This window comes from Rhizobium sp. BK008 (assembly GCF_014197345.1).
In the GTDB taxonomy this organism is placed as follows: Bacteria; Pseudomonadota; Alphaproteobacteria; order Rhizobiales; family Rhizobiaceae; genus Rhizobium; species Rhizobium anhuiense.
The window spans coordinates 90731-104180 of sequence record NZ_JACIFK010000005.1; the positions used below are offsets into that span (position 1 = coordinate 90731).

A 13450-nucleotide genomic window follows, 5' to 3' on the forward strand; every position below is an offset into this window, starting at 1 on the left:
TCGCGGACTGTCTCACCTCGCCCGGTCGCGCGCAAGATCGGTCAGGATACCTGCGGCAACGGTAATACGCGCAAGGTTGGGATCGCCGCCGTCGCTGAGGCTCGAAAGCTCTTCGAGGATACGGTTGATGCGGATGCGATCCTGCGCATGCCAGGCCTGAACCGGAAGCTTTTCCTTGCCGTGATCGGAAAGAGCCGAGATGACGATGTCGCGTCTGGCGCTGGCGATCTGGTCGATGCTGCGGGCAAGCGCCAGATTCTCGTAATGGTCGGAGGTGAGGATCCGTCCGCCGGCCGCCAGCAGCCTAGCGATACGGAAGGTCTGCGACACCGCGAAGTAGTTTTCAGCGGCGCGCACCAGGGGCTCGCCGGTGCGTTCGGCAATCTGCATGATCTCCGGCACCAGCGCGAAGCTTTGGAGGTTGGCAATCTCGGCCGCGAGTTTTTCGGGCACGCCTGCGTGGCCGTACTCTGCCTGGCGGGCGGCGGTATCGCCGGCCGCCTGTTCGGCGAAGGCAGGCCTCAGCTTCTTCAGGGCCGCCTGCAGCCGGCTAATCACCTCCGCCATATCGGCCTTGGTCATGCCGGTCTTCAAGAGCAGGCGCGTCAACACGATAAAGCTATGGCTGATTTCCTCGTAGATGCGGTTCTGCATCTCACCTGATATCTTGCCGTCGAGAGCGTCCGTTTCGGACCAGAGCCGGGTCAGGTCGAACCCGTCGCGGGCAACGATCGCGGCGCGCACCACTTCCGGCGCCGAGGCCGCCGTCGCGTCCATCATGGCGACGGTGAAGCTCGGCCCGCCGCGGTTGATCGCTTCATTGGCAAGCACCGTCGCGACGATTTCGCGCTTCAGGCGATGGCTGGCGATATCGCCGGCATTCGTCTTCTGCATCTTGACGGGGAAATAATTCGAAAGCGTCGCGGTGAAATAGGGATCATCCGGCAGATCGCTTGCGGCCAGCGCATCGAAGAGCACGATCTTGGCATAAGACAGCAGCACGCCGATTTCCGGCCGCGTCAGCGGCTTGCCGGCAGCATAGCGTTCGGCGAGGGTCTGGTCATCCGGCAGCGTCTCGACCTTGCGATTCAGCTGCTTGGCGCCTTCGAGAACCGTCATGAAGCGCGCAAGTTCCAGGCCATTTGCCGTGCCCTTGCGTTCTGTCAGCGAGATCGCCAGCGACTGCAGGTAATTGTTGCGCAGCACCAGGGCCGCCACTTCGCCGGTCATCGAGGAAAGAAGCTGGTCGCGTTTTGCCCGCGTCAGGCGTCCGTCATGCATGGCGGCGGCCAGCGCGATCTTGATGTTGACCTCAACGTCCGAGGTGTTGACGCCGGCCGAGTTGTCGATGGCGTCGGAATTGCAGCGTCCACCCTTCAGACCATAGGCGATGCGGCCCTTCTGGGTAACGCCGAGGTTTGCGCCCTCGCCGATCACCTTGGCGCGCACCTCAACCGCGGTGATGCGGATTGGGTCGTTGGCGCGGTCGCCGACTTCGGTGTCGGTTTCGGAAGGCGCTTTCACATAGGTGCCGATGCCGCCGAACCAGAGCAGGTCGACCTCACTCTTCAGGATCGCCGTGATGATTTCGAAGGGCGTGGCCACGGCCTTGTCGATGCCGATTGCAGCAACCGCTTCCGGCGTCAGCGTGACCGATTTCGCCGAGCGAGAAATGATCATTGCCCCCTTCGAGAGCTTGCTCTTGTCGAAATCCTGCCAACTCGAACGCGGCAGGTCGAAGAGCCGCTGACGTTCGGCCAGCGCCTTTTCCATGTCGGGATCGGGATCGATGATGATGTCGCGATGATCGAAGGCGGCAATAAGCCGGATCTTTGGAGACAGCAGCATGCCGTTGCCGAAGACGTCGCCCGACATGTCGCCGACGCCGGCGACGGTAAAGGGTGTCGTCTGGATATCGATGTCCATTTCGCGGAAATGGCGTTTTACGGTTTCCCAGGCGCCGCGGGCGGTGATGCCCATCTTCTTGTGGTCATAACCGGCCGAGCCGCCGGAGGCGAAGGCGTCGTCCAGCCAGAAGCCGGCTTCCTGCGCCAGTGCATTGGCGGTGTCGGAGAAGGTCGCGGTGCCCTTGTCGGCGGCGACGACGAAATAGGGGTCGTCACCGTCGAGCCTGACCGTATCCTTCGGCGGCACGATATCGGCGCCCGATATGTTGTCGGTGATCGAAAGCAGCGTGCGGATATAGGTCTTGTAAGCCTCGCGGCCGGTATTGAAGATCTCGTCGCGGGTGCCGCCGACCGGGAGCTTTTTCGGATAGAAGCCGCCCTTGGCGCCGACCGGCACGATGACCGCGTTCTTCACCTGCTGCGCCTTGACGAGGCCGAGCACTTCGGTGCGGTAATCCTCGGCGCGATCCGACCAGCGCAGGCCGCCGCGCGCCACCTTGCCGAAGCGCAGGTGCACACCTTCGACTTCGACGCCGTAGACGAACATCTCGCGGAAGGGTTTCGGTTCCGGCAGCCCGTCGACCAGGTGCGGATCGAGCTTGAAGGCCAGCATCGGTTTCGGCGAGCCGTCAGGGTTCTTCTGGAAATAATTGGTGCGCAACGTCGCATCGACGATATTGACGTAGCGGCGCAGGATACGGTCGTCGTCAAGGCTCGGCACGTCGGCGAGCTCTGCCTCGATCGCCTGGTGCAGCTCGGCAAGTTTCTTCACGCGGACCTTCTCCGACAGCCGGGTGTCGAGCGTGTCATGGAAGAGACGAAAGATGGCGGCGGCGACGACAGGATATTTGTCGAGCGTCGTTGCGATATAGTCCTGCGAATAGGCGATGCCGGCCTGGCGGAGATAACGCGCATAGGCGCGCAGCACGTTGGTCTCGCGCGCCGAAAGCCCGGCCGAAATGATCAGCCGGTTGAAGCTGTCATTGTCGATCGTGCCGGCGAAGGCGGCTACGAAGGCTTCCTCGAGGGCGGCGCCGTAACGCGCCAGATCGATTTCGCCGCCATTGCGGGTTTCGAGCTCCATGTCGTGCAGCACGACGAGTTTCGTTTCTGCATCGGCGGCCGGCACTCCGATGTCGAAGGTACGTTCGCTGACGACATTGAAGCCGAGGTTCTCGAGAAGCGGCACGCGGCGCGACAGCGCCAGCTGGCCGCCGGCGTGGAAGATCTTCAAGGAAAGGGTGCGGCCCTGCTCTTCCTGACGATGGTAGAACTGGATGCGAAGCGGCTCGCCTGCGGCGCAGGCGCCGATATCGGCAAGGTCGGCCACGGTTTCCTCCGGGGTGAAGGAATCCTGGAAGGCCTGGTCGACCGATATCTTCGGCGCCTTGGCTCCGGCCAGTGCCTCGAAACGGTCGTCCCAGCGGGCGGTGATCTCACGGATCATCTGCTCGAGCTTTGCCTGCGGAATGCGTGGCGTCTTGCCGCCGGAGCGGCCGATGATGAAATGTACGCGCGCCACGCCGCCTTCCGGGAAAGCCGGGTAATAGGCGGAGACACGGCCGTCATAGACGGTCTTCAGATAGGTGCCGATCCGCTCACGAACGATCGAGTCATATTCCTCGCGCGGGACGTAGACGATCACCGAGACGAAGCGATCGAAATGGTCGATGCGCGGCAGGACGCGCACGCGCGGCCGATCGGCCAGGTCGTTGATTTGTTCGGCAAAACTTGCAAGCAGCGTCGTGTCGATCTGGAAGAGATCGTCGCGCGGATAGGATTCCAGCGTATTGTCGAGCATCCGGCCGGAATGGCTCATCGGGTCGAAGCCGAAATGCTCCTTCACCTTCTCGACCTTCGAACGCAGCAGCGGGATTTCCGAGGCCAGCGACGTATAGGCCGTCGAGGTGAAAAGGCCGACGATACGCAGTTCGCCGGTGACCTTGCCTTGCGCGTCGAAGCGCTTGACGCCGACATAATCCATATAGGCCCGGCGATGGACGATCGATTTCACATTCGCCTTGGTGACGATCAGGAAGTCGGGGCCGTCGAGGAAGGCAAGAATCTCAGGCGTGGTCGTCACTGCGTCCTTGCCGGTGCGCAACACGAGAACATCGGGGTTGGAGAGGATGCCGAGGCCTGCGCCCTTGTCGCGTTCGACCCTGGCATCGCTCCCCTTGCCGGAATAGACATATTCACGCATGCCGAGGAAAGTGAAATTCTCGTCGCGCAGCCAGGTCAGGAAGGCGACGGCTTCGTCGCGATCGGCCTTCTTGCGGCCGGTGCCATTGGCCGAAAGCTCGGCGATCACGCCGTCGACCTTGGAAAGCATCGGCTTCCAGTCGGACACCGACAGGCGCACCTGTTCGAGCACGGTTTCGATGCGTTTGACGAGATCGGCGGTCTGGGTGGAATTGAGCGGCGCAATATGAAGCTGGATATGGCTGACGCGATTGGTCGGGTCGCTCGGGTGATCGGCGGAATAGAGCGCAGGCGCCTTGCCCTTTTCCATGACCAGGATGGGATGCACGGCCATGAACAGGTCGCGATAGCTGCTTGTCACTTCACCCATGACCGATTCAAACAGAAAAGGCATGTTCCGGTCGGTGACTGAAAGCACCGAGACGGCGATGCCATCCGGCGTCACGTCGGCAATGGTGTCGATGCTGACGCGCGGCGCCTTGCCGCTCCAGGCGGCGAGTTCCTTTGCCGAGTGTACGGCAGAGAGTGCCAGCATTTCAGGCGTATAGAGTTCGAGATCATCATTGCTTGCCCGGCCGAAGAGAATTTCCGGATCGAGATGCGCCTCGCCCGTCGCCTTGGCGATCTTGCGCGCGCTTTCGATCTGCTTTTCCCGTTTCGGATTGTTTCTGGCAGCCATGGATCGCCTCCCTCAATGGTCTGATTTTCTGCAAGCTAGCAGAAGATTCTTCGAAAAAATCTCTAAAAGAGAGGTTCGAAGGATTGTTTTGGCGCTTTTTTGGCGCTCGAAACGAGAAAATCCAAGAAATTTTCCGCTTTCGTGGCGAAATGAAAGAGAAAGTTCCGTCTTCAGGATTTTCGTTCCGCCGCACAATTCCACGCCCGCATGAACAATGGTTGACAGCGTGGCGTCAAAAAGATCATCAAACGCGGTCATCATTCGGATCTGGATATCATGTCGGAAAATGCAGCGGGTGCAGTCATCGTCATCTCCAGCCATGTGGTGCGTGGCTCGGTCGGAAACCGGGCAGCCGTCTTTGCGCTGGAGACGCTTGGCCACCCGGTCTGGGCCCTGCCGACCGTCGTGCTGCCCTGGCATCCCGGCCATGGCCGCTCGACGAGGCTGACTTTTGCGGAAACGGATTTCGACGCGGCGATCGACGATCTCATCCGCGCGCCCTGGATCGGCGAAGTCAAGGCGGTGCTTTCCGGCTATTTCGGCAACGCCGCTCAGGTCCGCTCCGTCGCCCGGCTGGTCGATGCGCTCCGGCAAAACAATCCCGAGCTCGTCTATGTCTGCGATCCCGTCATGGGCGATCTCGGCGGCCTTTATGTACCGGAAGCAACCGCGGAGGCCATTCGCGACCACCTTATTCCGCTCGCCTCGCTGGCGACGCCGAACCGCTATGAGCTTGCATGGCTTTCAGGGGCAGCGCTCGAAGACAATGGCGCGATCATGGAGGCGGCGCTGGCGCTCGGACCATCGCGCATGCTTGTCACTTCGGCCGTGCCGATGATGGCGGGCGGCACCGGCAATCTCTATCTTTCCGGCCGTCACGCGCTTCTTGCCGAGCACCGCGTCGTCGACAATCCGCCGAATGGTCTGGGCGACCTGCTTGCCGCCGTCTTCCTGTCGCGCCTGCTTTCCGGGCTCGAGGACGAGAAGGCGCTGCAGCTTGCCACCGCCAGCGTCTTCGAGGTCCTCGCGCGTGCCGTCAAGCGCGGCAGCAACGAACTGATGCTGGCGAGCGATGCGTCCAGTCTTTCGACGCCGATGGCCATGGTGCAGATGCGCCGACTCGTGCACCCGGTGCAGCGGCGGAAAAAATGACGCATCTGCCAATGCGCTCATTTTGCGGTGCAGCAGTTGATCTTGTCTTCCGCGCGCGCTAATCCAGAAGCATGCAGCGTTTTCCAACACCTCTTCTGGACGGCTATCGCAACTTTATGAACGGGCGTTATGCCGACGCCCGCGACAGGTATCGGCAGCTGGCCGAAAATGGCCAGAGTCCGCATACGCTGGTCGTTGCCTGTTCGGATTCGCGGGCGGCGCCGGAGCTGATCTTCGATGCCGGCCCGGGCGAGCTCTTCGTCATCCGCAACGTCGCCAACATGGTGCCGCCCTACGAGCCGGATGGCCATTTCCATTCGACGTCGGCCGCTCTCGAATTTGCCGTGCAGGTGTTGAAGGTCACGGATATCGTCGTCATGGGCCATGGCCGTTGCGGCGGCATTCGGGCTGCGCTCGATCCGAACGCCGAGCCATTGTCGCCGGGTGACTTCATCGGTCGCTGGATGTCGCTGGTCAAACCCGCCGCCGAGCAGATCCAGAGCAACGACGTGATGACGGCCGCCGAACGGCAGACGGCGCTGGAGCGCGTCTCCATTCGCAATTCGATCAGCAATCTCAGAAGCTTTCCCGACATCAAGGCGCTCGAGGAAGCGGGGAAACTTCATCTCCACGGCGCCTGGTTCGACATTTCGACCGGTGAACTCTGGGTCATGGACGCCGAGACACGCGACTTCATTCGTCCCGAAATCTAAGGACGCGCCGGTTTATCAGTTTTTTAAGGATTGTTGTTAAGCTCACCGTCAATTGGTCGCTCACGACCGACGTTTTGATCACCGTGGCGATTGGCGATGAAGTTCGAAACCATCAAACGGGTTATCCTGGCCGCCATTCTGCTGCCCTTCGTCTTCATGCTGATTGAAGGCGTCGTCGTCATACGCTCTTCAATCAAACAATACAGGGATCTCGAAAAGGACCGGCAGTTCGCCGATGTGCTTGCCCGCGGCGGATCCATCGCCGCCACGGAGATCCTGAGTGAAATTGCCGCCACCCGCCTCTACCTCGCATACCCCGGCAGCACGACTGCCGCCGAAATGCAACGAAGCCGGGTGACGCTCGATCGCGAGCGCCGCGCTTTCTATGCCAGCCTGCCCTCCCGCGATACGCTCGACGACGGCCTCGTCGGCGAATTGTCGGTTCTCAGCCTTGCATACAGCCGCATCATTGCCGCGCGCAGCGCCGTCGACCAGGGCCGTTATGCCGGCAGCGATCCCGGTTCCATCTACTGGTATGCGGCTCTCAAGCAGCTTGCCGTCGTCGATGCGCTTTCACCACTGATCAGCGATCCGATGCTGCTTGAGAAATCCAACCAGCTGATGGGCATCCTGCTGACGTATTACGGCGAAAGGCTGATTACCGGCGTCGGCACCCGCTATCTCGATCGCGGCGTTTCCGCCAGATTTCCGGTGGAGCAGTTCGTACAGGGCAAGACCATGCTCGGTGAGGGCATGGACCACATGGTCTTTCATTCCGCGGCGCCGATCGTGCGCGAGATCGTCGCCTATCTCGGCCGCAGCAGTCAGGTGAAGGCGAATGCGATCACCGACGCCATCCTTGCCGGATCGCGGCCGACGCGGGCCGTGCGCGATGTCTGGGCCGCCGCGCAGAGCGAACGCATGACCTTCCTGCAGCAGAAGATGGTCGAGGCCGCAAAAGATATTCACGAGACCGGCGAGAGCCTTTCGAGACGCGCGCACATACATCTGACGCGGATTCTGGCGCTGTGCGCCGGCCTGCTCATTCTCGCCACGTTGGTGATGGTGCTGGCGGCAAGGGGCCTGCGCCTGATCGACCGTCTGACGCGGGATCGCGAGACGCTGGTGGGCGAGTTGCGCAATGCCGCCCAGACAGACCTTCTGACCGGCCTGTACAACAGGCGCGGCTTCGAGGTCGCCGCATCGGCGCTTCTCACACAAGCCGAGCACGGGTCGCGCTGGATCTCCGTCGTGCTCTTCGACCTCGATCATTTCAAGAGGACCAACGATGTTCACGGCCATGACGCCGGCGATGCCGTGCTCCGGCAGGTCGCGGGCGTTGCGCGCGAGAATTTCCGTTCCTTCGATCTGCTGGTGCGCCATGGCGGCGAGGAGTTCCTGGCGCTTCTGCCGGATTCGACGCCCGACGATGCCGTAATCGTTGCCGAGCGTGTGCGGCTGGCGATCGAGGCGGCAGAAATCCCCTTGCCGAGCGGCGAAATTCTCAAGGTAACGGCGAGTTTCGGATGCGCCGGCCGGGCAAATGAAGTCTCCAACAGGAACTTCGAGGATCTGGTCAAACGCGCCGACCTGGCGCTCTACGCCGCCAAGGCCTCCGGCCGCAACTGCGTGGTTTCGGGACCGATCGTGCAGGCTTCGGCCCCGGAGGAGCGACGCAAGACGGCGTCCGGCGGCGGTTTTGATTCCCGCAAATGAAAAACGCCGCATATCGCAGCGGCGTTTCCGGCTATCGGTGTCGATAAAGACTTAAAGTCCTTTTGTTTTATGCATGTCGTTGTCCCGGAACCGCTGCACGCTTCCGGGCGACATGCATTATCTGCCGTCGATCTGCTGGCCGATATAGGCGATCGCCTGCTGGTAGACGGTGGCGGCGTTCCAGCCCTGGATGGCAACGAAATTCGGCTCTCCGGGCTGATAGCCGGCGCCGGGGCGCCAACCGTGACCCTTGAGGAAATTCGCCGTCGAGGCCAGCGCATCGGCCCGGGAACCGACCATGTCGACGCGGCCGTCGCCGTCGCCATCGGCACCGAAGCGCACGACATTGCGCGGCAGGAACTGCGTCTGGCCGATTTCACCATGGGCAGCACCCTTGGCCTGCGGGCTCAGATAACCTTCGGAAACGAGCTGGAGCGCGGCATAGAGCTGGTCGGTGAAATATTCCGAACGGCGGCAGTCATAGGCAAGGGTCGAAACAGCCGACAGCGTATGCTGGTTGCCCATATAGCTGCCAAAACCGGTTTCCATGCCCCAGATTGCGATCAGTGGGCCAGCCGGAACGCCGAAACGGCGCTCGATCGAAGCAAAAAGCGCCTGGTTGGCAGTCTTCATGCTGCGGCCGCGGGAGATGATGGCGGCACCGCCGCGCTTCTGCATGAAAGCGTCGAAGGACAGTTTGAAGCTCTTCTGGCCACGGTCGGCGGCAATCGTCGGTTTGTTGTAATTGACGTTGGCGAAGGCGCGGTCGAGGACCGAGCGGTTGACGCCGTTTGCCGCTGCTTCCTGCTTGAAGTCGGCGACCCATGCATTGAAACCGCTACTATTGTTGCCACATTGGGCGCCCTGGGCCGCTGCCGGCAGCGCGTGAAGAACGCCGGCTGCCGTAAACGCTGCCAGAAGGAATGTTGTCATGCGCATGAGAAACCCCGCTCCAGTCTGCTGAAGCGCGCCGCGGCCGATCGGAACCATGCGACGCGCCCTAAATCTTCGGTCTGTGCATGCCGTTTTCCCAAAACCACTCAACGGTTTCGGGCGGCACGCCCTGGCTTGACGCCGGGCAGAATGCCAGCCGAAAGCGATCTTGTCACGATCACCTTTTAGTAAGCGCTTATGAATAGAGGCGCTTACGGCCCGGCAAAAAGCCCCGCCTTCATCGGCAGGGCTTTACCCTATTATGGTTTACAAATGGTATCAGGCGGCCTGCTTGCGCGGCTTGACAAGACCGCGATTGACGAGCAGCTCGGCGATCTGGATGGCGTTCAACGCTGCGCCCTTGCGCAGATTGTCGGAGACCACCCAGATGTTGAGGCCATTTTCGACCGTCGCATCCTCACGGATGCGTGAGATGTAGGTCGCATCTTCGCCGGCGGATTCATATGGCGTGATGTAGCCGCCGTTCTCGCGCTTGTCGATAACGAGGCAGCCCGGTGCATCGCGCAGGATGTCGCGAGCCTGGTCGGCCGTGATCTCGTTTTCGAATTCGATATTGACCGATTCCGAATGGCCGATGAAAACCGGCACGCGCACTGCCGTGCAGGTCACCTTGATCTTCGGATCGAGCATCTTCTTCGTCTCGGCCAGCACCTTCCACTCTTCCTTGGTGTAGCCGTCCTCCATGAAGACGTCGATGTGCGGAATGACGTTGAAGGCGATGCGCTTGGTGAACTTCTTGTTCTCGATCGGATCGGCGACGAAGACGGCGCGCGTCTGGTTGAAGAGTTCGTCCATGCCGTCCTTGCCGGCGCCGGAGACCGACTGATAGGTCGAGATGACGACGCGCTTGATCTTGGCGAAGTCATGCAGCGGCTTCAGCGCCACCACCAGCTGGGCGGTCGAGCAATTCGGATTGGCGATGATGTTGCGCTTGGTGAACTGGCTGATGGCATCCGGGTTCACTTCCGGCACGATCAGCGGCACGTCGGCGTCGTAACGCCAAGCCGACGAATTGTCGATGACGATGCAGCCCTGCTGGCCGATCTTCGGCGAGAACTTCTTGGAGACCTCGCCGCCGGCCGACATCAGGCAGATGTCGGTATCGGAGAAATCGTAATTCTCCAGATTGGAGACCTTCAGCGTCCGGTCACCGTAGGAAACCTCGGTGCCCTGCGAACGCGAGGAGGCGAGTGCCACGACCTCATCGGCGGGGAAGCCGCGCTCGGAGAGGATGTTGAGCATCTCCCGGCCGACATTTCCGGTCGCTCCCGCAACTGCTACTTTGAAACCCATTTCTCAAGCTCTCTTTCTCTTCTCTCCTCTTGTTCGGTGAGGGGAAAGGCGCGACGGATCGCGTCTTCCTGTCCCCAGCCGAGCCGGGGAGAGAGCGGCAGGCCAGAGACGTCAGACGGTTTTCGTCGTCGTTTTGGCCTTGGTTTTGGCGGAAACCGGAACGGCAATGTCCACCCCGGCAACTCGTGCCCGGTCATTGCATTCGGCAATGGCGTGTTCGTCGCGAACCATGGAGATTCCTTTTCCGCTGTTGCTCTTAGAAGGTTTTCCACAGGAGTCAAGGTTTTTGCACTCCGAGCCGGCAGGCAAAGGCGGCGGCCGCAGCGCTGCGACGTTTTGTCATGCCGCTGTCATCCTTGGGAGGTATCCCGGCCCGGTTATCAATGTCTGCACGAAAACGGGGGTTTTCCATGCGTACGCTTCTTGCCGCCTTTGCGGCCACCACCATCCTTGCGGGCGCCGCTCAGGCGACAACGGTCTATCCGCTCGATCGCGCGACGATCCTCGTCGGTTCGCCATTCGATTTCAAGATCGAGCTCAACAAGCAGGTCAAGCCCGAAGACGTGAAGATCACCGTCAACGGCCAGGATTACAAGACCGTGCTCGGGGGCGAAGCGCAGTTCGTCGAGTTGGAAAAAGGCAAGGATGACAAGGCTCTCGGCTCTGCTCTCCTGCTGCGCGGCCTGAAGATTTCCGCGCCGGGCGACTACAAGGTCGAAGTTGCTGCCGGAGACGAGACGAAGTCCGTCACCTGGAACGTTTACGAAACCGTAGCCCAGCCGAAGGCCAAGAACATCATCTTCCTGCTGGGCGACGGGCTTTCCGTTGCGCATCGCACCGCTGCCCGCATCATGTCCAAGGGCATGACTGAAGGGAAGGCGAATGGCCGCTTGAACATGGACGATCTCGAGCGCATGGCCTTTATCGGCACGTCGGCGACCAACGCCGTCGATACGGACTCGGCCAATACAATGTCGGCCTACATGACGGGCCACAAGACGGCAGTCAACGCGATCGGCGTCTACGCGGACCGTACGCCGGCCTCACTCGATGACCCGCGTGTCGAAACCTTCGCAGAAGCCGTCCGCCGCCTGACCAAGAAGTCGATCGGCATCGTTGCAACGGCCGAGGTCGAGGACGCTACGCCGGCTGCGGTCGTTGCCCATACCCGCAACCGCAACGACAAGGCCGATGTGGTCGGCATGCTGCTCGACGTCAAGCCCGAAATCCTGCTTGGTGGCGGCTCGGCCTATTTCCTCGGCAAGGAGGTCGCCGGTTCCAAGCGTAAGGACAACCAGGACTACATCAAGCTGTTTCAGGATGCCGGCTACAAGCTTGCGACCGACAAGAACGAGCTCGCAGCCAATGCATCGGCGGAAGGCAATCTGCTCGGTCTCTTCCACACCGGCAATATGGACGTGACGCTCGATCGCGAGTTCCTGAAGAAGGGCACCGTCGACAAGTTCCCGAACCAGCCGGGTCTCGTCGCCATGACCAAGGTTGCGCTCGACCGCCTCTCCAAGAATCCTGATGGTTTCTTCCTGATGGTCGAAGGTTCCTCGATCGACAAGATGTCCCATCCGCTCGATTGGGACCGCGCCGTCGTGGAAACCATCGAATTCGACCAGGCCATCGGCGTTGCCCGCGAATTCCAGAAGGCCCATCCGGACACTCTGATCGTCGTCACCGGCGACCATGCGCATGGTGTATCGATCATCGGCACCGTCGATGATGACAAGCCCGGCACGGAAATGCGCGAAAAGGTCGGGATCTATGCCGAGGCCGGCTTCCCGAACTACAAGGATGAAAACGGCGACGGCTATCCCGACAGGATCGACGTCAGCCGCCGGCTGTTCCTGAGTGCCAATAACGGCCCCGATCACTACGAGACCTTCCGTCCGAAGCTCGACGGTCCGTTCGTTCCGGCTGTCCAGAACGAAAAGAAGGAATATGTCGCCAACGAGCAGTATAAGGATGTTCCGGGCGCCGTCTTCGTCCAGGGCAATATTCCGAAGAGCGGCGACTCCGGCGTGCACGCCGCTGACGACGTCGTCCTGCAGTCGGCCGGTCCGGGCGCTGAAGGTTTCCATGGCTACATGGAACAGAGCGACGTCTATCGCGTGCTCGCCGACACCTTCGCGCTCGGCGCCAAGCAGACGAATTGATCTGAAGCCCGTTCAGCAAGGTCGCTTGCCGGCCTTGCCTCTTTCATCGATCATGGTCCCGGCCGATTACAGCGCCGCGCGTCTTTCAGACGCGCAAAAGGACGCTGTAACACTTTGAAGCTAGCATCGTGCTTTCCGAAAATCGTTCCGATTTTCGGGCCGATGCTAACGGCCGGGACTTCATTCTTGGAGATCGCCATGGAAAAGCTCCGTTCGCGGCATCTCAGCCGCCGCGGCCTGATCGGCGCCATCGGTACGCTGGCTTTCGCGGCTGTGGTTCGCCCGAGTTTTGCTGCGGATTCCTCAATCAGCTTCGCTGAGCTCTACGGCAAGTTCGGCGTGCTCGGCCTCGAATTCTCCGACAAGGTGAAGCGCCTTGCCGGCAAAGATGTCAGCATGAAAGGTTTCATGGCGCCGCCCTTGAAAGCCGAAGCCCAGTTCTTCGTGCTCACCGAAGTGCCGATGTCGCTCTGCCCCTTCTGCTCCTCGGATACGGACTGGCCGGACAATATCGTCGTCGTCTATCTCTTGGAGAAACAAACCTTCGTGCAGCCGCGCCAGACCATCGAAGTGCGCGGCATGCTGGAACATGGTTCGTGGACGGATCCGGACACCGGCTTCGTCAGCCTGCTGCGCATCCGCCAGGCCGAATATTCCGCCGTCTGAACC

General features: G+C 61.1%; 10 protein-coding genes. 5 read left to right on the forward strand and 5 right to left on the reverse strand.

Going from position 1 to position 13450, the window contains the following annotated elements:
• Positions 1-12: 12 nt before the first annotated feature.
• Complete coding sequence (locus FHT69_RS20805) at positions 13-4788, reverse strand: NAD-glutamate dehydrogenase (protein WP_097544597.1); 4776 nt, start codon at positions 4786-4788, stop codon at positions 13-15.
• A 12-nt stretch (positions 4789-4800) separates the two neighbouring features.
• Positions 4801-5046 carry a hypothetical protein gene (locus FHT69_RS20810; RefSeq protein ID WP_176707331.1) on the reverse strand — a complete coding sequence of 82 codons (246 nt, stop codon included), beginning with the start codon at positions 5044-5046 and terminating at the stop codon, positions 4801-4803.
• Between the two features lie 18 nt (positions 5047-5064).
• Between FHT69_RS20810 and pdxY the strand changes: the two genes are divergently transcribed.
• The 3 genes from pdxY (at position 5065) to FHT69_RS20825 (ending at position 8369) form a co-directional block, all read left to right on the forward strand.
• Entirely contained in the window at positions 5065-5940 is an 876-nt protein-coding gene (gene pdxY, locus FHT69_RS20815) for a pyridoxal kinase PdxY (protein WP_063473870.1), read from the forward strand.
• Between the two features lie 71 nt (positions 5941-6011).
• Positions 6012-6653: a carbonic anhydrase gene (locus FHT69_RS20820; protein ID WP_047615856.1), complete on the forward strand. Its 642-nt coding sequence runs from the start codon at positions 6012-6014 to the stop codon at positions 6651-6653.
• A 96-nt stretch (positions 6654-6749) separates the two neighbouring features.
• Entirely contained in the window at positions 6750-8369 is a 1620-nt protein-coding gene (locus FHT69_RS20825) for a GGDEF domain-containing protein (RefSeq protein ID WP_048338413.1), read from the forward strand.
• Positions 8370-8486: 117 nt separating this feature from the next.
• On the opposite strand, the gene FHT69_RS20830 is transcribed toward FHT69_RS20825, so the two are convergent.
• The 3 genes from FHT69_RS20830 to FHT69_RS34695 form a co-directional block, all read right to left on the reverse strand.
• Complete coding sequence (locus FHT69_RS20830; protein ID WP_047616076.1) at positions 8487-9308, reverse strand: lytic transglycosylase domain-containing protein; 822 nt, start codon at positions 9306-9308, stop codon at positions 8487-8489.
• Positions 9309-9581: 273 nt separating this feature from the next.
• Positions 9582-10616 carry an aspartate-semialdehyde dehydrogenase gene (locus FHT69_RS20835; RefSeq protein WP_047615853.1) on the reverse strand — a complete coding sequence of 345 codons (1035 nt, stop codon included), beginning with the start codon at positions 10614-10616 and terminating at the stop codon, positions 9582-9584.
• Between the two features lie 111 nt (positions 10617-10727).
• The gene (locus tag FHT69_RS34695; protein WP_028759181.1) at positions 10728-10940 is read right to left on the reverse strand and encodes a hypothetical protein; all 213 of its coding nucleotides are present in this window, start codon (positions 10938-10940) and stop codon (positions 10728-10730) included.
• 86 nt (positions 10941-11026) lie between these two features.
• Between FHT69_RS34695 and FHT69_RS20845 the strand changes: the two genes are divergently transcribed.
• Positions 11027-12781: an alkaline phosphatase gene (locus FHT69_RS20845; protein ID WP_063473869.1), complete on the forward strand. Its 1755-nt coding sequence runs from the start codon at positions 11027-11029 to the stop codon at positions 12779-12781.
• 198 nt (positions 12782-12979) lie between these two features.
• Positions 12980-13447: a hypothetical protein gene (locus FHT69_RS20850; RefSeq protein WP_047616073.1), complete on the forward strand. Its 468-nt coding sequence runs from the start codon at positions 12980-12982 to the stop codon at positions 13445-13447.
• Positions 13448-13450 lie beyond the last annotated feature (3 nt).